Annotated in this window: 18 protein-coding genes and 1 pseudogene; 1 reads left to right on the top strand and 18 read right to left on the bottom strand. The window is 56.8% G+C overall.

Annotated features, from left to right (window positions below; all coding sequences use genetic code 11):
- Positions 1–32 precede the first annotated feature (32 nt).
- The 3 genes from HX786_RS17575 to HX786_RS17565 form a co-directional block, all read right to left on the bottom strand.
- A complete protein-coding gene (locus tag HX786_RS17575; protein ID WP_008433680.1) occupies positions 33–626 on the bottom strand; it encodes a hypothetical protein in 594 nt (197 codons plus the stop codon).
- Between the two features lie 88 nt (positions 627–714).
- Positions 715–3303, bottom strand: a complete 2589-nt coding sequence (locus HX786_RS17570; protein ID WP_178912386.1) for an autotransporter domain-containing protein — start codon at positions 3301–3303, stop codon at positions 715–717.
- Between the two features lie 349 nt (positions 3304–3652).
- Positions 3653–4345 carry a hypothetical protein gene (locus tag HX786_RS17565; RefSeq protein ID WP_102367864.1) on the bottom strand — a complete coding sequence of 231 codons (693 nt, stop codon included), beginning with the start codon at positions 4343–4345 and terminating at the stop codon, positions 3653–3655.
- A gap of 390 nt (positions 4346–4735) precedes the next feature.
- On the opposite strand from HX786_RS17565, the gene HX786_RS17560 reads away from it, so the two are divergent.
- On the top strand, positions 4736–4993 hold the full coding sequence (locus HX786_RS17560; protein ID WP_177040699.1) for a hypothetical protein: 258 nt from the start codon (positions 4736–4738) through the stop codon (positions 4991–4993).
- Positions 4994–5097: 104 nt separating this feature from the next.
- On the opposite strand, the pseudogene HX786_RS17555 reads toward HX786_RS17560, so the two are convergent.
- From HX786_RS17555 to pgaB, 15 genes and pseudogenes are all read right to left on the bottom strand, one after another.
- Positions 5098–5541 (bottom strand): annotated as a pseudogene (locus HX786_RS17555) (contact-dependent growth inhibition system immunity protein); the annotation flags it as partial.
- A 335-nt stretch (positions 5542–5876) separates the two neighbouring features.
- Positions 5877–6602: a hypothetical protein gene (locus HX786_RS17550; RefSeq protein WP_177040695.1), complete on the bottom strand. Its 726-nt coding sequence runs from the start codon at positions 6600–6602 to the stop codon at positions 5877–5879.
- A gap of 4 nt (positions 6603–6606) precedes the next feature.
- Positions 6607–6768 (bottom strand): hypothetical protein, encoded by a 162-nt coding sequence (locus HX786_RS17545; RefSeq protein ID WP_008433669.1) that lies wholly within the window; start codon positions 6766–6768, stop codon positions 6607–6609.
- A 190-nt stretch (positions 6769–6958) separates the two neighbouring features.
- The gene (locus HX786_RS17540) at positions 6959–7555 is read right to left on the bottom strand and encodes a hypothetical protein (protein WP_178912385.1); all 597 of its coding nucleotides are present in this window, start codon (positions 7553–7555) and stop codon (positions 6959–6961) included.
- 400 nt (positions 7556–7955) lie between these two features.
- The gene (locus tag HX786_RS17535; RefSeq protein WP_003218174.1) at positions 7956–8444 is read right to left on the bottom strand and encodes an Imm6 family immunity protein; all 489 of its coding nucleotides are present in this window, start codon (positions 8442–8444) and stop codon (positions 7956–7958) included.
- A 139-nt stretch (positions 8445–8583) separates the two neighbouring features.
- Entirely contained in the window at positions 8584–9093 is a 510-nt protein-coding gene (locus tag HX786_RS17530; protein WP_177040692.1) for a hypothetical protein, read from the bottom strand.
- Positions 9094–9355: 262 nt separating this feature from the next.
- Entirely contained in the window at positions 9356–9991 is a 636-nt protein-coding gene (locus HX786_RS17525) for an SMI1/KNR4 family protein (protein WP_087693609.1), read from the bottom strand.
- 374 nt (positions 9992–10365) lie between these two features.
- A complete protein-coding gene (locus HX786_RS17515) occupies positions 10366–10740 on the bottom strand; it encodes a barstar family protein (protein WP_087693608.1) in 375 nt (124 codons plus the stop codon).
- Between the two features lie 91 nt (positions 10741–10831).
- Positions 10832–11074 carry a methyltransferase domain-containing protein gene (locus HX786_RS17510; RefSeq protein ID WP_371133009.1) on the bottom strand — a complete coding sequence of 81 codons (243 nt, stop codon included), beginning with the start codon at positions 11072–11074 and terminating at the stop codon, positions 10832–10834.
- Between the two features lie 135 nt (positions 11075–11209).
- Complete coding sequence (locus tag HX786_RS17505; protein WP_008433668.1) at positions 11210–11668, bottom strand: SMI1/KNR4 family protein; 459 nt, start codon at positions 11666–11668, stop codon at positions 11210–11212.
- Between the two features lie 6 nt (positions 11669–11674).
- Positions 11675–20059 (bottom strand): DUF637 domain-containing protein, encoded by an 8385-nt coding sequence (locus tag HX786_RS17500; RefSeq protein WP_178912384.1) that lies wholly within the window; start codon positions 20057–20059, stop codon positions 11675–11677.
- Between the two features lie 31 nt (positions 20060–20090).
- A complete protein-coding gene (locus HX786_RS17495; protein ID WP_256735307.1) occupies positions 20091–21812 on the bottom strand; it encodes a ShlB/FhaC/HecB family hemolysin secretion/activation protein in 1722 nt (573 codons plus the stop codon).
- A gap of 321 nt (positions 21813–22133) precedes the next feature.
- Positions 22134–22616 (bottom strand): poly-beta-1,6-N-acetyl-D-glucosamine biosynthesis protein PgaD, encoded by a 483-nt coding sequence (gene pgaD / locus HX786_RS17490; RefSeq protein WP_008433665.1) that lies wholly within the window; start codon positions 22614–22616, stop codon positions 22134–22136.
- Entirely contained in the window at positions 22613–23959 is a 1347-nt protein-coding gene (pgaC, locus tag HX786_RS17485; RefSeq protein WP_003218180.1) for a poly-beta-1,6-N-acetyl-D-glucosamine synthase, read from the bottom strand. Before pgaC ends, pgaD begins: the two co-directional genes overlap by 4 nt.
- Before the next feature lie 3 nt (positions 23960–23962).
- A complete protein-coding gene (pgaB, locus tag HX786_RS17480) occupies positions 23963–25960 on the bottom strand; it encodes a poly-beta-1,6-N-acetyl-D-glucosamine N-deacetylase PgaB (RefSeq protein ID WP_008433662.1) in 1998 nt (665 codons plus the stop codon).
- Positions 25961–25970: the final 10 nt, after the last annotated feature.

The following is a 25970-nucleotide window of genomic DNA, read 5'->3' as shown; positions in this document are numbered from 1 at the left end:
CGCAAGGGGCTGGCGATTCGGGTTAAAGCAACTTAGAGCGACGGAATATTTCCCGTCGCTGCCACAGTCGCCACCGGGACACGCTCGTTAGGCGCAGTTACGTCATACACATGCTGCTCACAGCCCTTCCCGATAATCACGAATTCCACCAGGTAAACCTTTTGCTTCTCAGGCTTGAAGGTCGAACTCATGGGGCCGCACTCATACACATAGGTTTTGACGAGGCCGACATAGTTGGCGTTGTAGACCCGTGACTCGCCGATCACTTCAAAGGGCTGCCCCGGGTCAGCCTGCACTTCCAACTGCGGGAAGCGTTTGGCGACGGCGCTGTTGCCCACTTCGTTCATCTTGGCGATCCAGCCGAATACCTTGCCACGGCCGGAATCCACCACCGTCCCGAGGATTTCCGGACGCTGATCTGCATCGGAACTACGGCGTACGGAGAACTGCACCGGATAGGTAAAACCGGTTGCCTTCATGATGACCTTGGCGTGTTCGGCGTCCACCTCGACCTTTTTCTGCTGCAACTGGACGCCGTCCGTCAGCAGGCTTGGCGAGGAGTTCCTGGCAGTGGAGTGGCAGCCGGCCAAGACCAGGGCGAGGATTAAGAGTGAGGTCTTTTTCATGAGTTACTTCCTTGAGCACATTTAAAAGTCTGGCTCGGGCTACGTGGGAGAACCGCAGCCCGACGCCGTTTTCTATCGGCCGTAATACTTAAAACGCGTACCGCGCCTTGAGCATGACCCCATCGGCATCAAAACCACTGCGGGCCTGGCGGGTGTAGCTGGCACCCACGGTAAAGTCCGACACCTGGTAGTTCACGCCGACACTGGCTTCATAGCTGTCACGCGCCACCGAAGCGCCGGTGACGGTGAACGCAGAACCGCCGAGCACATAGCTGGAGGTTTGTGCGACGCGATCACCCATCAGGTCGTGATACGCCATCAAGGTTGCTTCCGGCTGCAAGCTACCGGCACCCATGGGCAAGTTGCCCGCCAAGCGCACACCAGCGCCCAGCTCGCCCACTTCATAGCGTTGCGACTGGGTGCTCAGCGCGGCCGAGGAGCCCTTCTCGTCGAAACCGTCCATGCGCACGTTGGCGTAACGCGCTGCCACACGCGGCTCGATCACCACGGCCTGCGACGGCTTGAAGCTGTAGCCGCCGATCACACTGGCAGACAGCACATTGCTGTCGTAACTGCCCTTGGCTGTGGTGCCGGCGATATGGCGTTTGCTGTCGTTGTCGTTATGGCCATAGCTGAAGCTGCCGTCGACAAACCAGTTTTGCAGCGACCAGTTGCCGTACAGCGACAGCGCATGGCCCTCCACATCGGTCTTGTTGCCGAGGTCGGAATGGATGTTGGAGTTAAGGTAGCTGTAAGCCACGCCCAACGTGGTGGTGTCGTTCAAGCGCCCGTCCACACCCACGGCCATGCCGCTGCTGTTGGCCGAGTAGCCGTTGTTGCCGCCGCGCCCGTCCTGGTCCATGTTGCTGCTCAGGCCCTGCACCCACACGCCGCCGGTTTGATGGCTTTCGCGCTGGTCGGTGAGGCGGTTGAAGATCGCGCCGTTGACCACGGTCTGGCCCGACAACGCCACGTCCAGGGCGCCGCGATTGACGTCCGGCTTGAGTTGTTCGCTGACCTGAGCAAGCTGCTGTGCTGTGCCGGCGTCAGCCAGGGTTTGGAACACTGGGTCGTTCTGATTGAGTCCGCTTAGTACGTCGTTTTTAAAGGTGTTCACCGCCGTCGCTGACGCAGCGCCGGCGCCCACCGCGGCGAGCTCCTGCTGCACTTGCTGGTTGTCTTTAACCGCCACCACGGCCTTGACCGTTTGCGCGTCGGCCGAGTAGCTCAGCACGTTCAGCAGAGAGGACGAGCTGGCCACAGACAGGCCATTGTCTTGCACGCCGGTGGCTTGCAACAGGGTGTACTGAGTGCCGTTGTTGGTGCTGGCGAAGTCGCCCGGCTTGGCGCTCACGGTCAGCTTCGAAGCCTGGGCGAAATTCGCTGCACCGTTGACAGTCAGGTACGGCGTGGTCGGCACTACGCTGTCGGCCAGGTGCATATCAATACCTGCGCCGCTAGCAACGTTGAGGTTGCCAGTGATCGCAGTACCGGGCGCCGACAGGTTCAGCGAGCCCGAGTTGACCGATACCGGCGCGATGATGCGGCTGCCGGTGAAATCGGCCTGGCCTGCGACATTCACCGCGCTCAAGTTGAGCAGGTCGCCGGTGATTTTGCCGCCGGTCCAATTCAGCGTGGCAAGGTTGGCGGCGTCGATGGCGATGCCGGCGTTACTGCGGATTTCGCCGGCTTGCTGGTTGATCTCGAACGCCGAGGTCTGGTCCGCGGCATCTACATGAATGGCTGTACCATCGGCGCTGATCGTGCCGCGGTTAACGATGCCGCGCGCGCCGGTCGCGCTGTTCTGGGCAAAGGTTGCCCCGGCAAACTCGAAGGCATTGGCGTTGGTGCCCGTGGCCTCGACGGTGCCGGTGTTGAGGATGTAGTCGACCTTACCGTTTAGAAACATCACCGTCTTGGCGTCATTGCCGTTGGCAGAAAGCAGGCCGCTGTTTTCGATGCGCAGAGGGTTGGTGTCGGTTTCCACCTCGATGCCCCAGGCGCCCTCGCCCGTCGCCTTGAGCGTGCCGGCGTTGAGGATTTTGCCGCCGACGGTGGTCCCCAGATTGTTCTGGCGGTCGAGGATCAGGCCGATGGCGTAATCACCGTTCATGTCGATCACACCGGTGTTCGAGACGTCGCCGGCGATGGTGGTGCCATGCAGGTAAATGCCTTCGCCGCCATCCACGTAGGAAGGTGAAGCCGGCGGCGTCAGGGGCAGCGTGGAACGGATGGTGCCGGAGTTGATGACACTTCCACCGATGGTCGTCGCGCCGATCTCAAGCCCCTCGTAACCCCCATTTTTCATAAGAATGTTGCCCGCCTGGACCACGTCCCCGGTGACAGTTCCCGGGCTCAGGTTCTGCGGGCCCGACCAGAACAGCGGGTCCAGGGCAATCGCACGGATGGCGGCGCCCTGGGAATCCAGAGTGATGTCGGCACGGTTGATCAACGAACCCTGGATAGTGGTGTTGGCCACACCCAGTCCGGCAGGGTTGGTGGTGGTCGGCACCACTACTTCGGAGAACGTCCCGTTGATAATCAATGACTCATTAAAGGTCTCGCCGACCCAAATGTTCTTGCCCTGCCCCAGGTCGAATTCCACCGCCAGCGCTTGCGTACTGATTGCGCCGACCATGAGTGCCAACAGGCTTTTCTGGAACTGCTTACGCTTCATTTCAAACTCCATGAACTACATTAAAAGCCGCCAATAGGCCCGGCGGCAGTAGGTGTGCTAAGCGAGGGATCAATTGATCCGAATGCACTCCCCCAGGGGGCCTTCCTGAAACGCAGGCGCGCGCCTGTGCACCACAGCGGGCGGTGACAGAAAAGAGGCTTGGGGGGTGAGGTTCACATTAATCCTTAATGTCATTTGAAAACGCTGCAGTCCATGCAGCCCGACCGGTTGCGGGTGGGCGGGGTAAAGACACTGGGATATACAAAATGTTCAAGGTGCTCGGCGAGTTCTATCAAACTGCTCGCGTCAGGATCAGCCACCGCAAGCCACGCGGAGACCTCTCGCTGGTCTACTTGAGCTCCTTCACCAGATAACTCCCGGAGATCTGCGTGATACCCGTCAACGCGCGGCGCAACGCCTCAGGATCAGTGCGATAAGTGAGCGGCGTGTAGCCGTAGACATTCTGGCCATTGAACGGCGTGATCGACTCCACCGTGCGCCAGAGCATCTCGTCGCCACGGTCCATGCGCGCCACCACGGTTAGCGTCGGGTAGACCACGCTGCTGAAACCCTGGGTCAGGCGAAAGCCCCACTCGCCTACCGTCAGTTGAATCTGCGCATCGGCCGGCTCGTCGTCACCCACCACTTTGAGCGATGAGGTCTTACCCAAGGCATCAATGAAGGCCTGCTTGAGCAACACACCCAAGTCGATATTTTCGGCGTCCATCACCGTGAGAATCGCCGCAGGCGTCGACATCTCGGCCAGTTGCCCTGCCTTCATGCCGGCGGCAAACCCCGCGCCGCTCAAGGCCGCCGTGCCCAGCTTGGACGCGCCGCTGGCCATGCCGACGCCCGCACCAAGCCCGGCGCCCAGGGCCGCACCCCAGGCTTGTTCACGGCCCATGTAGACCATGTTCTTTTCCCACTTTACGGGCAGCACTTTGACCGTCTTGACCTGTGCGCGATGCTCGGGCGTGAGGGGCTGGCTGACGCAGCCACCGAGGATGAGGGTGGAGAGGAGAATCAGGAGAAGGTTTTTCACATCAGTCCTTTAATGTTGGTGGTGGGTGGATGCGTTTAATCAACGCCAGTGTGTCGGCAATGGGGGTGAAGACATGAGGCCTTGTGATTGGGCCAGTACTTTGCTGCCTTGCGTGGGTTTGGGTGCGGGCTTATAGTCCGGGCCGTCGCCCACATGGCGATTCAGGTTTGGCGACCTGACAACAGAGCGCAAAAGCACCCCGCTTCTATGCAGGTGTTTTTGCACCCGCAAAGCTGTGCATGATATGGCGGCTGTGCGTGGGAGACCTTCGGGTCTGCCGGTTTACTCTGTTGCCGGTTCGCCAACCTGCGTACAGCTGCCACCCATTCGTTTGGCGACGAATGAGTGGTGGCTTAATCCACCAACAGAGTACTGACAATGAATCGATACATGCCCCTCACGGGCCACGACTGCACCGTCCCCGCCCTGCTTATCGACACCCATGCCCCCCTCGACGTCCTCCACGACGCCGCCGTGTACCGGATTCGCGCCGTCACCCAACTGCTGGAAAACCTGGCCTTTCGCGAACAGCTCAGCAGCGATGCTGTGGTGCTTCAAGACTTCGCCCAATTGCTGGCTATTCCGCTGCGCGATGGGTGTGATTTGCTGCATGTCATCAGTCGCAGACTCAATACCGATCCATCCTGAGTAAACGGGTCAAAGGGGACGGGGTCAAAGGGACGGATTTATTTAATCGATCCATCTGGAGTTTTTTAAATTTAATATTTAAATAAATCCGTCCCCTTTACGTATTAGGTGCACCGACTAAAAGCCAAGCGTAAGGCCGCACCTACATCGGAAGGACTACTACCGCCGGGGATAATGACATAGTCACTCTCACTTAGTCCCTTACCACTCCAGGCTTCTAGCTTTTCGTGATGGCTAGGACGAATAGTTATCTGGTCCCCCTTACTTTCGATACTGCATTTTTTCATATCTTTAAATAATGCACGCTTACTCTTGTAGCTATAGCGCTCCCAAGTACTGCCAACCCATTGATCATATCGTTGACTGGTCAAGTCGTAGTCGTATAAATCCATATCAAACGTAGCTTCGGGGTGAATCCAAACATCCTTACGCGGCTCGGGAAGCACAAATCGGCTATGGGCCAACGCATCCAATACCACAACACCTAACTCTTGATCACTGATTTCAGGGCTGGCGTGATGCTCGACACCCTGTGGATCAGCTCGACTACTCCGATAGCCAGATTAAGTTTTAACGTAAATGAATTCCTTATTGACTCCTGCATCCGCCCAGGCTGTTTTCACGACATCGTTCATCTTAATTCACCTTGGTAATTTTTACCGTAATGCCTTTGCTCTGACCATATTCAATGGCTCTATTGACTTGGTTAAAGGGGACGGATTTATTTAATTAACTCATAAGAAATTTTTAATATTTAAATAAATCCGCCCCCTTTACGCTGTTATATCATCGACCGAGAAATAGGGGGTCAGACCACTATTAATACTTTAATTAGAAAACCGTGGCCTGAACCCTATTTCCCGCGCCCGATTCTCGCTCTAATTCACGCGTTAAACAAAACTTCTCTCAGCAAGTCCTGCCTCTCTGCCTGAGCCCCTACGGCTGCAGTGAAGCACTGGTTATAGGCAGCAATCTTCAAAACGCCGCCCAAATCTTCTACTGCAAAGCAGTCGATATCCATTAACTTCTTTTCGTCGACACCCACTAACTGAAGCAAGGATTTGCTTACCCACATGAAAGCGCCAACCGCCTCAATGTAGCCGTTTCTTAAAACCCAACGCCCAGGATTTTTTGATATATCTACGACCTCTTGGGTCAGCGGAAAAGGCAGCCCATTACTTTTCTTGGGCAGATGAGCGTGTTCGACGCGCTCAACTTCAAAGAGCGTAAGACTCTCGGCATTTTGCCATCGATCATACTCGGCGTCGTAAATTCGAGCCTGAACAAAGCCGGGCTCATCGATTAAAGCTTCAATCAAGGTCTGTGCAACTTCAATCGAATTCGCCAGGTGTTTCATATCAAGCCGATAAAACGCTTTATCTGCCACATACGAAAACTCGACAGAACCGTTTGCCAGCTCAATAAAAAAACTCTGACACTTGTTTTTCTTCAAGTAATTCGAAACGTCCGCCAACCCTATTTTCTTGCCGGTAAAGCCATCAATGACGGTATCCTCATTAAAGTTTTTGAGCTGTTGTATTAGCCGCCCCCATACAACTGAAGCGCCATCATGTAGCCTCTCGCTAAAGACAATTTCAATTTCAGCCATATGATTAGCCACCGAACTCTTTAATAATCACAGTAATATTACGTTGCTTTCCATACTCTATAAGCTTGCTCGCGTCAGCCATTCCGCCCGGTTGAACTCGGATGTCCAAAATTTTCGTTGCCGGTACGCCATCCACGGTAATTTTTGAACTTTGCAAGGTGTCCATATGGGTTCTCATGTCATAAGACCACCCTTTACCTCGGGTATCAATCGTTTTCAAACTCACCACATTAGTGTCGAGCTGGAAGTCAATAACTGGGAAGTTATTGGATTGGGGTCAAAGGGGACGGATTTATTTAATCGACCCATCTGGAGTTTTTTAAATTTAATATTTAAATAAATCTGCCCCTTTTACGTCAATACATACGAGAGAAATGCTCATCAATAGAACTTCCAGACCAAAAACTCACATCTGGAAATTCCAGACTATCAGAAACAACAACTATCCCCCTAAGCTCAAAAGGAATATCTTCTATACCAGCCTTAACGCTAGGGATTAAGTAGCGAAAATAGTCCCCCATTTTAGACTCTCCATCATAACCGGAAGGGAAGTCCTCCCCAGACACACTACCTTCTATAGCATGGTATATATAGACACCTTTAATTGCTGGAAGGTTATATTCTGTCAGCCTGGCTTGGAGTGAAGATCGATCCGCTATCCATCGTTCCACTTCAGCCCTAGAGTCTAGGTGACGATATGCACAGGCAGAGTATAAATCAAGAATTGTTTTACCGTTTTTAGCTTTCGGATATTCTTCGTAATCACCAGACTCTTCCCACAAGTACTCACTTAAGCTATCAAGCTTCTGCTCCACAGCTGTAACTTCCAACAAAACCTTTGGTAACGATCCAAAACAGTTATTCACCATGACGGCAATAGCACCGGCTTTGTCCATCGCAAACCAAGTAACAATTTCTCCAAATCCTGGAACCCATTGTTCATCAATAACCATCATTTATTCCCCGGCCAAGTCACCTTACAATTCGGGAATGTTTCTATAACTGCTTTAGGGGTGTATCCACCTTCATCCCTGATGGTTTTAGGACGTAAAGCCTGTGTGAATTTGATATTTTCTGGATTCCCTCCTGACCTGACAAGCTTATCTACTGCTGATACCTCTGCACATGCACCAGCAGAATTCCTGCAAAAACTTGTTAATTCACCTATTTTCACACCAAGCTTGCTCTCAACGTAGCTAACTGTGCGAGGATCCAAGCTCTCAGTGGGCAAAGGGGACGGATTTATTTAATCGACCTAGCTGGAGTTTTTAAATCTAATATTTAAACAAATCCGTCACTTTTACGTCCTAAATAAATCCTTCCCCTTTACGTTAAAGAGCAACTCTGCCAGCATTAAAACGTGGATTGCCCCCTATTTTCCAAAACGTGTGCAGATAGATAAACACTCAACTTATCAGACAAGCCTATCCGTTCAATATAATCAACAATATATACAGCAGAGCTCTCGTCCGCCTCACATACCGGCTCAGACATTTGCTCTTGTAGCCCTACAATCTTATAGGCCTTATTGGCAAAAAAACCGATCACCAACAATATTAAAATTAAACTATTTTGTTCTACGCTTTCAGATGCAAAATTTCCTTCTGCCAGCGGTCCGCTCTGCATATCATCGGAGTCTAGATAATATGCTAATTCATCAGCACTGAGCCCTCGATCAGACAACCATCGCCAACACTTATCAACTGCCTCCTGACATTTTTTTTGCGTATCACTCGCCGAGTCAAGGTTACGTAGAGCATAATCAAGCAACAGAAGGAAAATTGAGGCTTTCTTTACCCACATCATACTGTCAATGACTTTAAGCGCTTCTTCATTGTCCATTACCTATTCTCCCATCTTTAACTAGGACTGTTAGACGATTTGGCATTGCTGCCCCTCCCTCAGCGGTAACTCTTAGCAGAAGAGCAGGGGTCAAAGGGGACGGATTTATTTAATCAACTCGTCTGGAGTTTTAAATTGTTTAAATAAATCCGTCCCCTTTACACCCTACGTCGGAGAGCAGCCGAATTACCCCACCGCATTGCCCGCCTTGCCTCTGAAGGTATGCCTCATAGTCTTTACCCGCCTCAGGAACAAACACGCGGGGATCCGGCACACAAAACGCCTCGCCGGTAAGCATTTTCATCACGACTACAGACGGTAGACCCGCGGGTATAACAAACTCCGCGTAAGACTCGCCGTAGCTCAGGTGATCACTTCTCCAGGAAGCAGGCATTCCGACACTTCGTTTGGTGTGTTGCCCCAAGGTGGAATTGACCTTATCCGCAACGGTATAACCGTAGGCATAAAGAGGTTCTTTACTCGAAGTGCAGTCTTGTCCTGGATTGATGGCAACCGGCAAACCGTTATTACCGAAAAGACGGATGCGTGCGGTGGTTGCCTGATCGTAAGGAATAGGCTTCTCATAGGCAGTGGAGCCGCAGCCGCTCAGGAACAAAGTTGAAAAGAAGGCTAGCAAAAGATTCTTCAAGATAACTCCTAGGCTCATATATCAAGCTGTTATGGGTAATTTATTGAGGGGTGAATAGAGTTCAAAGGGGACGGATTTATTTAATCAACTCATCTGAAGCTTTAAACATTTAAATAAATCCGCCCCCTTTACCTTACCTTTACCTTAAATATTTAAATAAGTTCGCACCCTTTACGCTTATTGTAAATAGGGGCTAGACCACCAATACCCGCATTCGCAATAATGATGGTCTACACAGACTTCTTCATATAACTCTAACCACTTAACTATCAGTTTTTAGTTTAATCTCAGCTCCGTCTGGCAAGTCTTTAATTTGGCGGGCAATATCAGCCCTAAACCTCATCCCCTCCACAGCATCTGCCATATACATATTATCCAGCACAAACTCTCCTCCCAGCACGAATGGCACCTTCGGCAACAAACGTTTTCCTGTGGGAAGCTGACCATTTTTCTTTTGCCATTGATGCGCTAACGGGTAGCCCGTGAGCGCCTCATAATCACTAAGTATTATTTTTGCCCAGCTTTCAATATCGTCGGCCAAATACTCTAGTGCCCCGGTTTCCGGGTCAAAAATATAAATCTTGTTATCTTTAATACAGAACTGCCCACCGAAAATGTCTTCAGCAAAAAATAAGCAACCATCGGCAATACCCTTATAAGCACCGCGCCAAAGAGTATCTTCATTCCAATCACGAAGACCAATTTCGTCCTGACTAGAATGTGTGGGAAACACATGTAAAGCGCTTTCTAGGGCGTAGAAGCCATTGCGTTGAACCAGCATCCTTAAAAGTTGATCAGATAAAGCACCGGCCAATCTATGTGACGGCCCAGAAATTTCCGGCGCATGATCACTCAAAGATGAGCTTGCATTCGATAACAATTTTTCCAAGCTGGACATATTCTAATCCACCACATCTATTCGAATCTTCGTTCCGTTTGGTAACTCTCTACATTGAGCACCAACACAGGCACCAGCCCCGCGATTGTCGCTAGGGTTGATATGTCTTACGGAGGAACCTTGACCACCCTCTTGAAACATTGCAGGTGGATATTCATCACGATCAAGGCCTGGCTTGGTTTCAGTACCGCGCAAAGAGTCACGCCTGCGTGATGCTGCATTCGCGCGATCTATGGTCAGAGTACCAGGCTTACCCGCGTCAATAGCATCTTCGATGTGTTGCGCTGATTCAGGAAAGCGGCTTTTGCTGACTGTGACAATCTTTTCAGCGTCACCGCCAGCGGCCCCAGTTGCTTTTGCACCAGCGGCTTAAGCTATTTGTCTAGCAGATCCTCGACCGTAAGCCTATCAATTTCTCTGAAGACTACTTCTATCTCGTGCCCTTCGTCACCAATCCAATCAAAGACCGCATCACGTAGAATCTCAAGGTATACCTGTAGATCCTCTCTTGGCAATTCTGGAAGAGTCACATGTACAAGGACGATTTTGTGGCATGGAATCCAGCTAAGATCTCTTAAGCAATCATATAAGGCATCCCAGTTAAATCCAAAATACCCCGGCAACCAAAGCAGGTAATACAGCGATCTTATCAATTCCTCTGCAATCCCAATGGACGGGTCAATCCGCACATAAAAAACCTCGGCCGCGTCATATGAAGGCGGGATGTCCACAAACTTGAATGGCAACATTTTCGACAGGCCTCAATTTTTTATCGGGATGAAGGTTTTGGGGTCAAAGGGGACGGATTTATTTAATCAACTCATCTGGATTTTTAAATATTTAAATAAATCCGTCCCCTTTACGCACGTAAGGGTTCGCAGCATTTGCGTTGACAAATATCTTTCCACCAGGCTCAACCACGCGAGTAGCTTCCGGAAGAAAATCCATCATTGAGTTAGTACCACCTGCACTCTTGGGAATGAATGGGTTACTAGCAACAATCTCTCCCACCGAACTATCCTTGAAAGGAAGTTTCGTTGCGTCCGCTCGAATACCAGACTGAATATCTGCTCGGACATCCACGTTTATAGCACCAGGAGTTTGAGCATTCTTCCCACCAAATAACTCAACAGTGGGTTTCCCACCAGAACTAGCTAATTCTCCTGTCGCTTTTGCACCGAGCCTTTCTCAACCATTTTTTAAACGCAGAATCGTTATTCAACTGAAAGACATTATTCTTTTTTCTAAGAAATCGATAAAGTTTTTCGCATACAAACTAGAAGTTTGATCAGAAAGTTCAAGCCTATAAACAGGATACTCTCCATCATTAAGACCATCGTCCGTGGCAAAATAAAATGATTCCCCTGCACCCGGCGGTTCGCAGATAAATAGCCTCTCCTTCCCACACAACCCATTTCGACCGTTAACGATTGACATATAAACGATATCCCCCCCCCTTACACTATCAAAATCCATTTCGTAGATACTATAAATCTCCTCCCCAGATATTTCCCCGCCAGAATAACACTTCAGCCACCATTTATAGCTATCAGGCAACTTCAACCCAAGACGAGCTTCAGCTTTATAAATCCACTCATCAGCAATCCCGTCACCATAATCAGCAAACTCAACGTAATCCGACTCTTTAATAAGATTAATTATTCTCGAATAATCCACGCCTAATTACTCCCCGCTCCGAGCCCGCAACTTCCAATAATCCGACTGATAAGAGTTAAACTCTTTAGCCTGCTTTGTCAATGTTTTTGCATTCAAATCCGTAGGAACTGAAACATAGTCAGTCGTAGGGTTTCTGTATTCTGCAGAGTCTTTGTAACGAGTATACCTAAAGCTTTGAGCGGCATTGGATGGGACATGAAGAACACTGCTATTCTGGCTATGGAAAACAGAACCAACTTCTGCAAGTGAACCACGAGTACCAGCGAATCCATTAACTTCAGTTTGCGAGAGATGATGTAACTCAACTGATTTCCCATCATACCCAATTGGTGCTCGACCCGAGGCCATCCTCTCAAGGTTTGAGCCTTCAACAGTTTTACCTCGTACTCTCCAGGTCGATAGGGCCTCTGGGTCAAAGAGGTCGTTACGTTGATAAACAGTCCTATCTAGAACTGTTGTTTTATTCCAAAAAACATCAACTTTAGGCGTCGTACTTGCAACATTACTACCCGCCGTCGTGCCCGTACCAGCAGAACCTAGCCCTTTTGCACCACTGGCAAGCTCTCCAGCTAACTTACCATTAAAGTATTTACTCGCGCCGCCAAACAGAGCCGCCTGAGCTGCGGATTTCGCCGTGCTCCATGCCAGGTCAGACGTTACGCTCGACTCTCCTGGAAAGGTTTCCGGAAAGAAAGAAGCTAGCACTCGGTCGGGCTCATTGGATTTAAAATCCGCCGTAATCCGGCTAGCAGAATCCCATGCCCCCACCATCGAGGTGGTGCCAAGCGCTCCTAAGCCGATGGGTAAGGCACAGGTAACAACGCCAACACATGCGGGTGACGACATCACCATCCCGGTATATGCAGTAGCCCCTCCGACTAGGCCAAGGGCAGTGTCTTTGCTTGCTCCAACGACCTGCACCGCCTTGCCGTGAGCATTGAGCGTATCGTCGCTCCAATCCTGCCAACTACGGCCACCAAACTGGCCGGTCGCCTCAAGTAACGCGATCTCCTCACTAAAAGTGGCGCCGCGATCCTGAAGTGCCTTGAAGTCCTTATAGGTTTCATCGTTGGTCGGGATCGACTCTGCGCAACTAACCAAAGCGCAGGCCGCCGCATTCAAACGATCAGCCTTTTCCGGATGGAACCGTCGCTGTTCATCCAACGCATCGGCTTGAGACTTGTGAAGCTGGTGGTTGTACTGCGTGGCATTTTTCGCCACCCAGCCACCCTTCTCCAATTTGCTAGCATCTGCATCTTTTTGTGTGGCCGCAGCTAAAACACCGACCAGTTGAGAACTCATGGACAACAATGTCTTGTCGCCCTTCACGATGTCGTTAAGCTGTACGACCAGTGCCTCATTGGCGCCGGCTGCCAATGCGCCTGTACGGAAATCTCCACCCGTTGCTTCGGCCAAGAGGCCACCGACCATCGCATGAATCGCGATCTTGGGAATTGAACCGTTTTCGATGTTCCACTTTTTCGTGTAGTCGCCGACGGCATTGAAGCTGGCCGCTGCCAGGGTATTGAATAGCGCAGTTTTCAGCGCCTCACTCCCACTGCCGCCCTGCCCCAATGCTTTACTCAACAGCGTTGAAGTACCGCCTTGCAATGTCTGGTTCGCGGCAAACTGCCCTACACCAGTCCATGTGTTGAGCTGTGGCCCCGTTATTTGCTTAGTCGCCTGATCAGTATGAGTTCCGGTCCAGCCATCAAAATAAGCTGCGGTCAATCCAGCGGTCACACCGGAAATCGTATACCCCTTCAAAGCATCCGAAGAGGTGACATCCTTGAACACCGCCCCTAAGTTGCCACGATTATTAACGACACTAACCGTCGCATTGGTCGCAGCGCCTGCCGCTACGGCTCCCGCACCTGCCGCGACAGCGACGCCTGCTCCAGCACCTGCAGCCGCAGTCATTGCCAACGGCCCGACAAATGCGGCCATCAGAATTGCTATTACAATCTGCGAGCCCGCACCTAAACCGGAGTTACTGTATTTGAAGCTATCGTGGATCTCTTTGACTTGGCGCCAGTCCACGTCACCGCGCTTTTCAGCATCCTTGAGCCAAGCCAGATTCGGATCGGCTTTGACCATGGTATCGATGGTCTGACTAACGGTTTGCTGATCGATCTGCCTGACATCAATCTTCAATCCGTCGACAGCTTTGATAACGACCTGCCCTTGAGCGATCATTTCACTCTGGCGCAGCGTTTCGTCAGTGTTGCCTTTACCTTTGGCGCTGAACCAAGCGAGGTCACCCTTGCTCTTGGTATGGCTCTCGTCATGAAGGTCTTTGACGCCTTCAAAGACGATGGCCCCGCCACTGTTAAGAATGATGTCATTACCACTATCAAGCTTCGCGACCTGGTAACGCTGGTCACCTTCGCTGATCAACGTGAGGTTGCCGCCAGTCTTGATCTCGGTCCCAACGTTCGTGGTGCGGGTTACTTCGTCTCGCTGCTCTTTCTTCGCGCCCCAGCCACCGTTCTCCTTCATGTCATACAACGTATGAGTACTGTTCTGCGCCGCCAGCAAATTCAACTTATCCCCGCTATACAGATAAGCCTCATTCCCCGCACTGATCTTGCTCGCCACCAGCGTGGTGTCGCGCCCGGCCTGGCTCGTAAAGTCCCTGCCCGCCGTCAGCACACTGGCTAACTGCGTGGTCTGCTCATCCGCGGTCTTAATGCGTTTCTTGCCGTCTTTTTCCTTGCCTTCGACGTTGTGCACATCGCTGACAGACGCCACGTTGAAATCGCGCCCGGCCTGAATGTTCAGGTCCTTACCCGCGGTGGCGTTGCTGCCGATGATGTTGACGTCTTGCCCCGCCACCATGCTCAGGTTGCCGCCGGCCGTGACCGTGGCCGCTTGGTTTTTCACGTCGGTGGTGATGGTGGATTTGTGTCCGCCGTCGCTGAAGGCGTGGATCTCGCTGGTGTCGCTGACGGCGATCAGGTTGAGGTCGCGCCCGGCTTTCAGGTCGGCATCGCCGCCGGCGGTGAGTGCACCGTGGTTGGTGAGGTCGCGGCCAGCGTCGATGGCCAGGTTTTCGCGGGCGGTGATGGTGCTGACGCTGCTGTCGGTGAGGGTGCGCATGCCGGCGCCCTGGCGCACCTGGATGGCGGTGTTGTCGTTGGTAATGTCGCCCTTCAGGGTGGTGAGGCTGACCTGGGTGCCGCGTATCTCGCCAGCCATGGAATTGCGGATGCTGTCCTGGGCCAGCAGGCTGAGGTTGTTGCCGGCCTCGATCAGGCCGCCGGTGTAGAGGCTGCCGCTGCTGGCCACCGAGAGGTTGTTGCTGGCGCGCAGGGTGCCGACGTTGATCAGGTCGCCGCCGGTCATCAGGTTGAGGTCACGGCCCTGGATCAGGCTGTTGCCGCGCACGTTGCGGGAGTCGGCCTGGGCCAGGTAGAGCACCGGCACGAGCACGGTCTGGCCGTCGACCACGCGGTTTTCCATCCACACGATGTCGTGGGTCAGGGCGCCGACTTGCTGGTCAGTGAGGGACACGCCGACGCTCAGGCGCAAGGCGTCCTTGCTGGCCAGGGCGTTGTCCATCAGGTAGCGGAACTGGTCGTAGTCGCTGGTCAGGCCACCGGCGAGGAAGCGTTGCCCGGTTTGCGCCAGCACGGCATCGCGGATCAGCCGTGACTCGTATTGCCCGTCACCCAGGCGACGCCAGGCGTTGTCGGGGCTGTAGCCGAGCTTGCCGAGCATGTAGTCGGAGCTGAAGAAACCCGCCACAGTGGTGAGGTTCGGGTTGGTCTCGATCAGGTAGTGGCTGGTGGGGTCGGCGTTTTTGATGAACAGGCCGTAGTCGCCCTTGGGCAACTGGAAGCCGGGCGCGGTGGTGGGATCGACCGGGGTGAAGGACTCGCCGGTGTAGTCCACGGGTACGTAGCGGCCGTCGGGCGCGATGCTGGTCACCGGCAATACGCTGCTCGGCGCCTGGGCGGTGGCGTCGTTGACGTGCTTGCTCAGGTTGATGTTGATGCCGCCGACGGGGATGCCGGTCTGGTCGTCACCGAGGGTGCCGGTCAGTTGCTCCAGGGTGTTGGTGTGCAACGTGCCATTTTGCAGGGTGCGCGCAACGTTGAGGTTGACCGCGCCACCGGCCTGTATCGTCGCGGTGTAGCCCGGGCCGCCGTTGTCGGTCCAGGTGGTGACGTTGCTTTGTTCGGAGAAACGCCAGTCGCTCGACCGGGCCTTGAGCACCTCAAAGCGTGCTTCATCGAAATTACCCGCTGCCACTGCTGCGTTGAAGGCGGGCACGTCGATGTATTCCATCCGGTCCCACTCATCGGTGTCGATGCGCTGCGGGGTGCCGATGACGATGGTGTTCTGCCCGGTGCGAGTCGCGGCGCCCTGGTTGAGCAGGTCGTTGGCGGTGATGCTCAGGTTGCCATTCGCCGCCAGCAGGCTATAGCGGTTCTGGACGTTGTCGCCCTGGATCAGCAGGTCTTTGCCCGCCACCAGGCGCGCAGAGGCCGAGTCCTTGATCGCGGATTCAAGGTAGGTCTGGTTGATGGTGATTTGACCGCGCTTGAACGAGTCGTGCCCGCCGCAGTGCTGGCCGCACTGCCAATTGAGGCTGCCGGTGGTGACGGTCTGGCCCAACTCGAATTCAGCCTTGGCGTTTTCCACATTCCGCGCACTGATGCCGATATTGCCTTCGCTTTCAACCGTACCGGAAAGGTTGCTGAAGCCCGCCGCCATGCCGCCATCGAGCGCCGCGAAACTCAGGTTGCCCTTGCTGTAGACGTCGCCGTACAGGTTGCTGAAGCTGTTCCCGCGCAGGGTCAGATCGCCGCCGCTGAACAGCAGCGTGTCCGCGCTATTGCTGATGCCATTGCTGGCGCTGAGGTTGACGTTGCCTTGTGAACCGAGGGTGCCGCGGTTGTTGATCTGTGCGGCGGCAATGTCGAGTTGCTGGCGTGCGGTGAGGTAGCCGAGGTTATCCAGCGTACCGCCCAGGGTGATGCGGGTGGTGGTGCCGCCGGCCAAACGCCCGCCGTTCTGGCTGAGGTTGTTGGCGACCACGCTCAGTTTTTGCTGGGCCGAAAGGCGGCCACTGTTGGTCATGTCGCCGGTCAGGTTGACAGTCAGGTCACCGTCGCTGAGCAACTCGCCCGCGTTATCCAGGCTGGCGACATCCAGGATCAGCCCCTTGGCGCTGGCCAGGCGGTCGCCGGCCTTGAGGCTCAGGCCCTGGGTGCTGGTGTAGTGCAAGGCTTCATTGAGTTGCACACGGCCGAGGCCATCGACCCGGCCGAACGACCAGTCGGCGGTGCCCAGGCCATTGATGCTGCCCTGGCTGCCGCTGAGGCTGCTGGTATTGAGGCTGAACACGCCGGTGCCAGCGTGCTGCAGTTGCCCGGCCTGGTTATTCAGATGCCCGGCGCTGAGGCTGAAGGCCTGGCTGCCGAATTCAAGAATGCCGTTCTGGTTATTCAGTTGGTCGGTGACCGTCAGCGTGCTGCTGGCGCCTTCCATCGCCCGCAGTTGGCCGCCCGCGCTGTTGTCGAGGTTGCCGCCATTGAAGGTCAGGCCCTGGTTGGACTCAATCAGGCCGCCTTGGTTGGTCAGTTGGGTACGCGAGGTCAGGCTGAGCTGATTGCCGCTGATCTGGCCGTTGGCGCTGTTGTCCAGGGTGGCGCCGGAGACGGTGACGTGCTCCTTGCCGAACAGTTTGCCGCCCCGGTTGGTCAAGGCCTCGACCGTCAGTTGCAGGTCGCTCTTCAAGGCGGTCAACGCGCCGGCCTTGGTACCGTCTTGGCTGTTGTCGACGCTGTCGGCTGTCACCGTCAAGCTATCGCCCTGCACGGTGCCGCCCTGGTTGTTCAAGGTGCCCAGCGTCAGGTCGACCGCCGCACCACCGCTGAGGATCATGCCCTGGCGATTGCTCAGGTCCTGGCCGCGGTAGCTCACGCCCTGATTGCCGGCCAGGAGTTGGCCCTGGTCGTTGTCGAGGGTTTGCGCCGCGATATCCAGGCGCTTGCCCCGCAAGGTGCCGCTCTGGTTGTCGAGGGTGGTCAAGGCCTTGACCAGCACACTGCGTTCGGCGGCGTCGATCACACCGTTGGTGTTGGTCAGCAGGTTGCTGATGTTGAGGGTGATGTCGCCGTCATTGCTGACCAGCGCGCCCTTGCTGCTGTTGTCGAGGTCTTGCGCGGTGACAGTGAGGGCCTTGCCCAGCAGGATCCCGGCGCTGTTGCCCAGGCGGTTGCCGGTCAGCAGCAGGTCACCCTCACTTTGAATACGGCCCTGGGTATTGAGCAATTGGTCGTTCAGCACCACGCTCACACCCGGCACACCACCGGCCAGCAACCCGGCACTGCGGTTGTCGAGGCTGCCGGCGCGCACGTCCAGTTGGTCACCGACGATACGCCCGGCGCGGTTGTCGATCTGCCCGCTTCGCGCATCCAGCAGCAACTGCTTGCCGATGATGGCGCCGCCCTGGTTATCCAGGCTCGCGGCGTGCAGCTCGATGTCGCCCTGGGCGGCCTGCAAGTGACCTTTGGCGTTGTTCAGCTGTTGGGCGACGGTCAAGGTCAACTTGCCGGCATCCGCGCTGAGTACACCTGCGTCGTTGTTGCTGAGGCTGCCGAGGGTAGCGGTGAGTTGCCCACCCACCAGCTTGCCGTCCTGGTTGGCGACGTCACCGGCGCGCAGGTTCAAGTCAGTGCCAGCCTGGGCATGACCCTGGCTGTTGTTGAAAGTGTTGGTGACGGTGAGGTTGAGCGCGCCTTTCTCGGCACTGATCAAGCCCTTGGCACTGTTGTCGAGGCGGGCGGCGTTGACCGTCACGGCGTCGGCAACCAGGAAACCGTTCTGGTTGTTGATCGTGTCCGCTGTTACACCGAGGTTGCCCGCGACAATCTGCCCGCCGGTGTTGTTCAGCGTGCCGCTGTTGAGCGTCAAGCTGCCGCCCGCGACCTGGATATGGCCCTGGCGGTTATCCAGCGAATCGGTTTGCAGCGTTGCCGCCTGATCGGCACCGAAGCGAATCAACCCGCCGAGGTTGACGATGGCCGGCGCGTTGATCGCCAGCGCTTGCTCGCCATACACCCGCGCGGTGGCGCCCTGGTTGGTCAGTCTGGCACTGTTCAGCGTGACGGTTTTACCCTGGATCACTGCGCCCTGGTTGTTCAGTTCCCGGGTGGCCGTGGCGCTCAGCGAGCGGCTGGCCAGGACGTTGCCGCTGGTGTTCAGGGTTTGCGTATTCACCACCACATCGCCGGTGGCATTGCGGCTGTTATCGGCCTGCACGCCTGCTTCGATGATGCCCGGGTTGGTGACGGTGGTGGCGTTGAGTTCGATGCGTTGGCCAGCGGCCAGGCTCTTCTGGTTGACCAGTTCTTCAGCACCGCTCACCTGCACATTGCCGGCGGCGTAGACCTTGTCGGTCAGGTTCACGTTCTGCGCGGTGACCTTGAGGTTACCGGTGGTCGCCGTCTGCGCCATGCTCAGGCGCCCGTTGGCATCCAGCTGGATATCGCCGCCACTGGCGGCCAGCGTACCGTCGAGCTTCACACCCACGCCGGCTTCGGTGCCCACCAGTTTGATCGCACCGGCGTACATACCGCCCAGCGCCGAGGAGTCGATGGCCAGCTCGGGCTTGGCACTGCCGTCATCGGCGCGCGCGGTGGCTTTCAGGCTTTTGGCATCGACGTCGTTACGCCCGGCAATGACGGTCAATTCTCGTGCGTTGATCTGCGCATTGATCTTGGCCGAGCGGGTGATGATTTCGAAGCGGTCGACGTTGCTGGCATTCAAGCCTTCGCCGTCGATGGTCACGGCGCCGCCGTCAACCTGGTAGCGCTGCAACTGGCCGCTGGCGTCGAGCACCGGTTTGCCGGTGGTGAGGGTCACGTTGGGGGTGTTGATAAAGCCGCAACCGCTGCACGTGACGCCGTACGGGTTGGCGACGATGACCTTGGCCGACTGGCCCGCCACTTCGGTGTAGCCGCGCAGTTGGCTGGGGCTGCCGCCGTTGACTTCGTTGAGGATGACGCTGGCCGCGCCGCCCTTGAGGTTGGGGTTGCCGACGATGTAGCCACCCAGCTGGGTGTTCGTCATGGGGCCGTTGGCGTTGTTGAGGATCACGCCGTTGGGGCCGACGTTGTAGTCCTTGAATTGGTTATGGGACAAGCCACTGCCATTGGGGGTGGCGATGTTCACCACCGGTACGCCATTGCCGGCCTGGCCGACGGTGGTGCCCGGCGCACTGACCACAATGCCTCCGGCCTGAGCCAGCAGCGGCTGCCAGAACAGCGCGTTGGCCAGGATCAGCACCAAACCGCGCTTGGGCAGGCCGAAGAACGAGTCTCGCGGTTTCAGCGCAGCAGAAGGTTGGCGGGCCAGGAAGGCAAAGTGGCGAACATCCATTGTCATATTCTCGATGTAACGGGGCGTTGAATTACAGGAAGAAATCCATGCGGAAGTAGATCGGCGCTTCGCGCTCGCTCATCACTGCCGGGCGTTCCAGGGAATGGGCAAAGGTCACGCTGGTGCTGACGTATTTGCCACGGGCGAACAACTCCAACGAGTTGCTCGAGACCCGGCCGTGCACGTTGTCGTTGTAGCGGCCATTGCTGATCACACCCTGGTCGTAGCCGACGCTGGCGCCGTATTCGGCAAAGGCCGGGCGCATCCAGTCCCAGGTCACCGGGCGCGCCCAGCGCACGTCGTTGCGCCAGTAGCCGCCGCTGTCGCCGGTGAGCTGCTGGTCTTTGAAACCGCGCACCGAGGCCGAGCCGCCGAGGCTCATGCGCTGGGGGCTGAACAGAATGTCTTCACTGCGTTGGCCGGTGGCCAGGCTGGAGAAACTGAACGACTCACCCCATAGCGTGAACGGCTGCAGGTAGCTGACGGTGGCGGTGTATTTGCGGTAGCGCGCGTTGGGCAGGCGATTGCCGTACTGATCGCGCTCGTTTTCAGCTTGGGCATCGAAGGCGCCGATACCGTTCTGCATGCCCAGGTCGAGGTTGACGAAGGCATTGCCGATGCGGCGGCCGTGGTTGATGCCCAGTTGCAGCTCGCTGAGGCGGTTGCTGCTGGTTTCGAGGTGAGCGTCGTTGATGTAGTTGTTAGTGCGCAGGTGGGCCAGGCCGACGTTGACCGAGGTCTTGCTGACGTCGTCGCGATGGATCACGCGCTCGGCGCGCAACTGGTGGTTTTCGTTGTCGCCAGATTGCTTGAACTTGAAGGTGTCGGCGTAACCCAGAGCGCGGTAATCACTCTCGCTGTAGGTGTAGCTGAAGTTCCACCAGCCCCACGGCACGTTGTAGTAGAGCATGGTGTTTTTCGAGGTTTTCTGGTGGTCGCTGACGGCATCGTGGCCGCCGCGCAACACCAACTGGTCGGCCAGGCCCAGGGGGCTGTCCCACTCAAGGCCGGCGCCCCACTGCTGTTCGCCGGTACTTTTCTGCCCGTCGTTATTGCGCGACAGGCTGGCGCGCCAGGGCTTCTGCGGGACGTTCCTGACCTGCACTTCACTGCCGCCCACCTGGCTGCCGGGGGTCAGTTCCATTTGCGCCTGCTTGGACGGCAAGCGATTCAACTGGTCCACCAACTGCTCGATTTCCCGCAGGTTGAGCTGCTCGCCGACCTTGCCGGGGAAGGCCATGGCCAGCTCGCGCGGGGACAGGTTGCTGCCGTCGGCGCCCTTCAAGCCTTCGAGCTTGCCTTCCACCACCAACACCTGGAGGTGGCCGGTGGAAAGGTCCTGCTGCGGCAAGTAAGCACGGCTGGTAACCATGCCTTTGTCGATGTAGTAGTCGGTGATCGACTTGAGCACTTGGTTGAGCTGGGAGACGCCCAGGCACTGGCCGATATACGGCTTGAGCAGGCGCTCGCGGTCCGGTGCAGGCAGGCTGTCGGCACCCTTGAGTTCGATGTCTTTGATCGGGAAGCAACGGGTGTCGGCCGGGGTGGCAGGCGCTTCGGGCTTGGCTTCTTTGCCGGGCAGTTCCTTGAGGTCTTCAAGGCGCCGGCGCTGTTCTTCCAGCAGACGGTTTTGCCGGTCGCGGATCAGGTCCTGATCGCCAGGCGTGGGCGCAGCCGTCGCACTATTGAGTGCGAAGCAAGTCAGCAGGCAAACGCCCAGCAGCAGCCGAGTCCGTGGCAATAATAAAGACATGTTCGATCCGTCGAAAAAGCGGGGGCCGGCAAACTAACATCGAACTTCCGGTGGGCCAAGATTCTGGCTTAGTGGGAAGTTATGTTTAACAGGCATATAAGTTGCTGATTATTAACAATAAATAAATCATGCAACGTTTAATTGCTTGCAATTGGAATTTTTATTCCGACAAGCGGTAACAGTTTTGATACACCTCCAATGGTGGCGCTTACAATTGCCATTACTTGGCCATCAATGCGGTATCAAGACTGGTTAGTAGCCAAAAGATGAGAAAAGTTCGCGGTTATTTTGTGAATTGGATCCCATTTTTCGATATCCCGGTTAACCAACCTCCTTGGTCCGCTCCTGCCCCGCCACCAACTTCAACCCTGGCCGCTCCACATGCCGGGACACATGGGCTGTCACTTCCTGCACACCCCCTTCGTGGTCGTTATGAATCACCAGCACACCCGGGCGGCGCAGTTGCTCCAGGTCACCTTCCCCCAGGCTGAAGCTGTCGCTCAAATGCTGGTCGCTCAAGGCCTTGGCCGCCGAGCGCCGCTGGGCAAAGTGCTTGCCACGTCGCTGCTGGTAGCGTGCCCAACTGATCAGTACCATCGCGTTGAAGACGGCAATCCACAGGTAGATCTGCAAGGTATCCAGCGCCGCGAAAATCGGCGCATCGATCCGCGGGCCGCCGTGGCTGTCGAGCATCGGCACCAGCCCGCGCACCAGCAGGATAATCAGCCCGGCCCAGGCCAGCAGGGTCAGGAATACGTCGATGGCCCACATCACCGGGCGCTGTTGGGTTCGGATCAGGTTCATGGCTGCACATCCGTAGTGGGGGCTTTGATACCGCGATCCGGGCTGACCCAGCGCGCGCGTTTCTGGTGTTGGCGGAACAACACTTTGGGGAAGCTGACCAGGGTGGTGAACAGGCTCACCAGCCAGAACACCAACGGGTACCAGACGGTCCAGAACAGGGTTTTCCACAGGCCCTTTTCATAGCGCCGGTCGATCATGATGCTCACCGCGAACTGCACCAGGCATACCACCGCCAGCAGCAGGCCGGTGAAGGCCGGCGGCATCAGCGAGTCGACGGCGATGGCGGCGGGCAGCGTCACCACCTTGCCCACGGCCCAGAAAATCACCGAGAGCAAAAAGGTGAAGGCCCAACCGGTGGACAGGCAGTACTCGAACAGCAGCGGCCACAGGTAGCGATGGCGCCATTGCCAGATGCCACGAATATTTTTGAACAGCACTTCAGCGCCGCCCTGGGCCCAGCGCAGGCGTTGCTTCCACAGGCCGCCGAGGGTTTCCGGCATCAGGATCCAGCACAGCGCGCGAGGCTCGTAGAAGATGCTCCAGTGGTCCAGTTGCAGCTTCCAGCTCACGTCGATGTCTTCGGTGATCATGTCGGTGCTCCAGTAGTCGACCCGGTCCAGGGCCGCCCGCCGAAACGCCACCACCACGCCGGAGACGGTGAAGATCCGCCCGAAGACCCGCTGGGTGCGCTTGATCAAGCCGATGATCGAAGAGAACTCGCCCACCTGCACCCGCCCGATCAAGGTGGAGCGCGTGCGAATCCGCGGGTTGCCGGTGACGGCCCCCAGGCGCGGGTTGTCGAGCATCGGCGCCACCAGGTACGCCGCAGTGTTCGGCGAGAGCAACGCATCGCCGTCGATGCACACCAGGTATTCGCTGCGCGCTGCTACCGCGCCCATGCGCAAGGCCACAGCCTTGCCCTGGTTTTGCGCCAGGTGCAGCACCCGCAGGCGCGGCTCTTTCAGCGCCAGCGCATCGAGCACGGCGGCGGTGTTGTCGCTGGAGCCGTCGTTGATCGCGATCACTTCAATGTTGCGGTATTGCTGGGCCAACGCGGCGCCGATGGTTTCGGCGGCGTTGTCGCCTTCGTTGTAGCAAGGGATCAGGATCGAGATCAGCGGCTCACCGGCCAGCACCGGCGCCGGCGTGTCATCCGCCCACGGCCAATGGCGCTCCCAGTGCAGCCAAAAGTACAGGCCGCCAGCGATCCACAAGCCGGACATGAACAGCGGATAGAAGAATACGAAGTCCATCAGGAACTGCCCGGTGACCAAAAAGATCAGCCCAAGGGGCACACCCAATACCAATGACAAGACGATAAGCGCGAGGATTCTGTCGAACATGAGTCAAGGATTCCACTGGTTGGAAAGGGCCGGACGCACGGTTTTCAGATCCGGCGAATTCTCCAGGAAGTTGTCGGGGTAGTAGCCAAAACTGGTCACGCCCTGACGCTTGAGCACGCCCATCCACTCGGCCATTTGTGCACCGTCCAGATCGGGGGCGGCCGAAGTGCGCCAGTCCTTGGCTTGCAACTCGAAGACCGTGCGTTGCAGAGCGCCGGGGCGGGCCTTGACGGTGGCCACGAGCTTTTCCAGCCAGGCGTTGGAGCCTTTGAGGTCCTGGCCTTCCATCAGCGGCATGGCCATCGGCGCAGTCCAGTCGTAGCTGGTGAGGAAGTCGTCAAGGTTCTGCGCGAACCAGGCTTCGCTGCCCGGGTTGAGCATCGGTTCGGCGAAGATATTGCGTGCGGTCTGCACCTGCGGGCCGCGCAGCTTGCGGACCTTGGCCGTCAGCTCATGGGTGAAGTCGATCAGGTAGCGGCTCTTGAAACGCGTCCAGCGCTGCATCACCGCAGGGTCGGCGCGCAGGGCTTCGATGGTGTCCGGCAGGCCATTGGCGGCGTAGGCCTTGAGCGCCAGCGGGCTGGCGTCTTCGAAGTCCGACAGCACCGCGTCGTCGTGGAACAGCACGCCGTCGATGGCACTGGTGCGCGCCAGGTCTTCGTAGATCTCACCGATGACCTGCCGCACTTTCGGATCGAACGGCGACAGGCGCTGGTACTGGTCCGGGTCGATGGCGACCTTGCCGGTTTGCGGGTCCCAACGGGTAACGCGGGGCAGCTTCGAATCGAGGGCGAAACTGAGCACCGGCATCCAGGCAAATACGTTCACGTGGGCCCGGGTGCGCAGTTGCCAGGTGACGCGGTTGAACAGGTCGGCGCGCACCGGCAAATGGCGGTTGGGGAAGTACAGCGAACGCACCAGGCCATCGCCCTTGGGGTCGGCGAAAGCCTGCAGGAACACGGTGCTGGCACCCATGTCGACCACGCGCTGGATCAGTTTGTCGAGGTTGCGCACCTGCTGTTCCGGGTCCGGGTCGTAGACGTTGTCCAGGTCCACATGCAGCACCCGCAGCGGGGCTTCAGTCTGGGTCGCGACGATGGCGTTGGCGTAGTGTTCGCCGTCCGGGTCGGAGGCCACCAGGAAGCGCGGGCTGCTCATCAGGTTGCCGAGGCTGTCGAGACCGTCTTCCAGGGTCAGGGCCATCTGGTAACCCTGCTCGCCCACCACCGCCAGCGAGGTGCCATCGGCAGCGCCGTAAGGCCACACCCACACGCGCGGCGCCTTGCCGGTGACGGCGCGGATCTTGTTGGAGATCGCCGTCACGTCGGTGCGCATCCGCGCCTGGAACTGGGCTTCGGTTTCGTAGCGATGGGTCGCCGGGTCAAAGCGTCGGGTGGTGGCGGCCGGTTGCAGGTTGCCCTGTGGGTTGGCCAGCACGCCCTTGTGATTGGCGTCGGTGTGCGCGGCGATTTCCACCAGGCCGGACTGGGCGATTTCGCGCACCTGCTGCCAGGTCAGGAAGTCCGAACGCGGGCGTGGTGTGCCGGCGAAATCCACCGGCTGGTTCAGCGGCGTATCCACCCACGAACCCACCGGCGCCAGCAGCGCGTGCCAGTTGTAGCTGCGCAGGATCGGCATCACACGGGTGTAGAAGCTCGCGTAGCCGTCATCGAAGCTGAGCATGATCGCCTTCGCCGGCAACTCCGGGCCGCCGTTGCGGGCCGCCAAAATCTGGTCGACGGTGACGGGCTGGTAGCCGTTTTCCCGCAGCCACGCCAACTGCTCGATCAAACGTTCGGTGCGCACGGCCACGACAGCCTGATCGGGGTCGCGGTCCTCGATGTCGTGGTAGGCGATACCGAGGAAATGGTTCTTCGGCCACGCCGCTTCGCTGGCAGGCTTGAGCCGCTCGGCGGGTGGAGTGAAAGGTGCGGGTTGCTGGGCGCAAGCGCTGCTCAGCATTAACCCCAGGGCCAACAGGCAACGGGACAAGACAGGCATGATCGGACTC

The organism is Pseudomonas sp. 21615526 (genome assembly GCF_013386245.1).
Classification (GTDB): Bacteria; Pseudomonadota; Gammaproteobacteria; order Pseudomonadales; family Pseudomonadaceae; genus Aquipseudomonas.
Note: the sequence above shows the minus strand (reverse complement) of the source record. Positions and strands in the feature narration are given on the sequence as shown.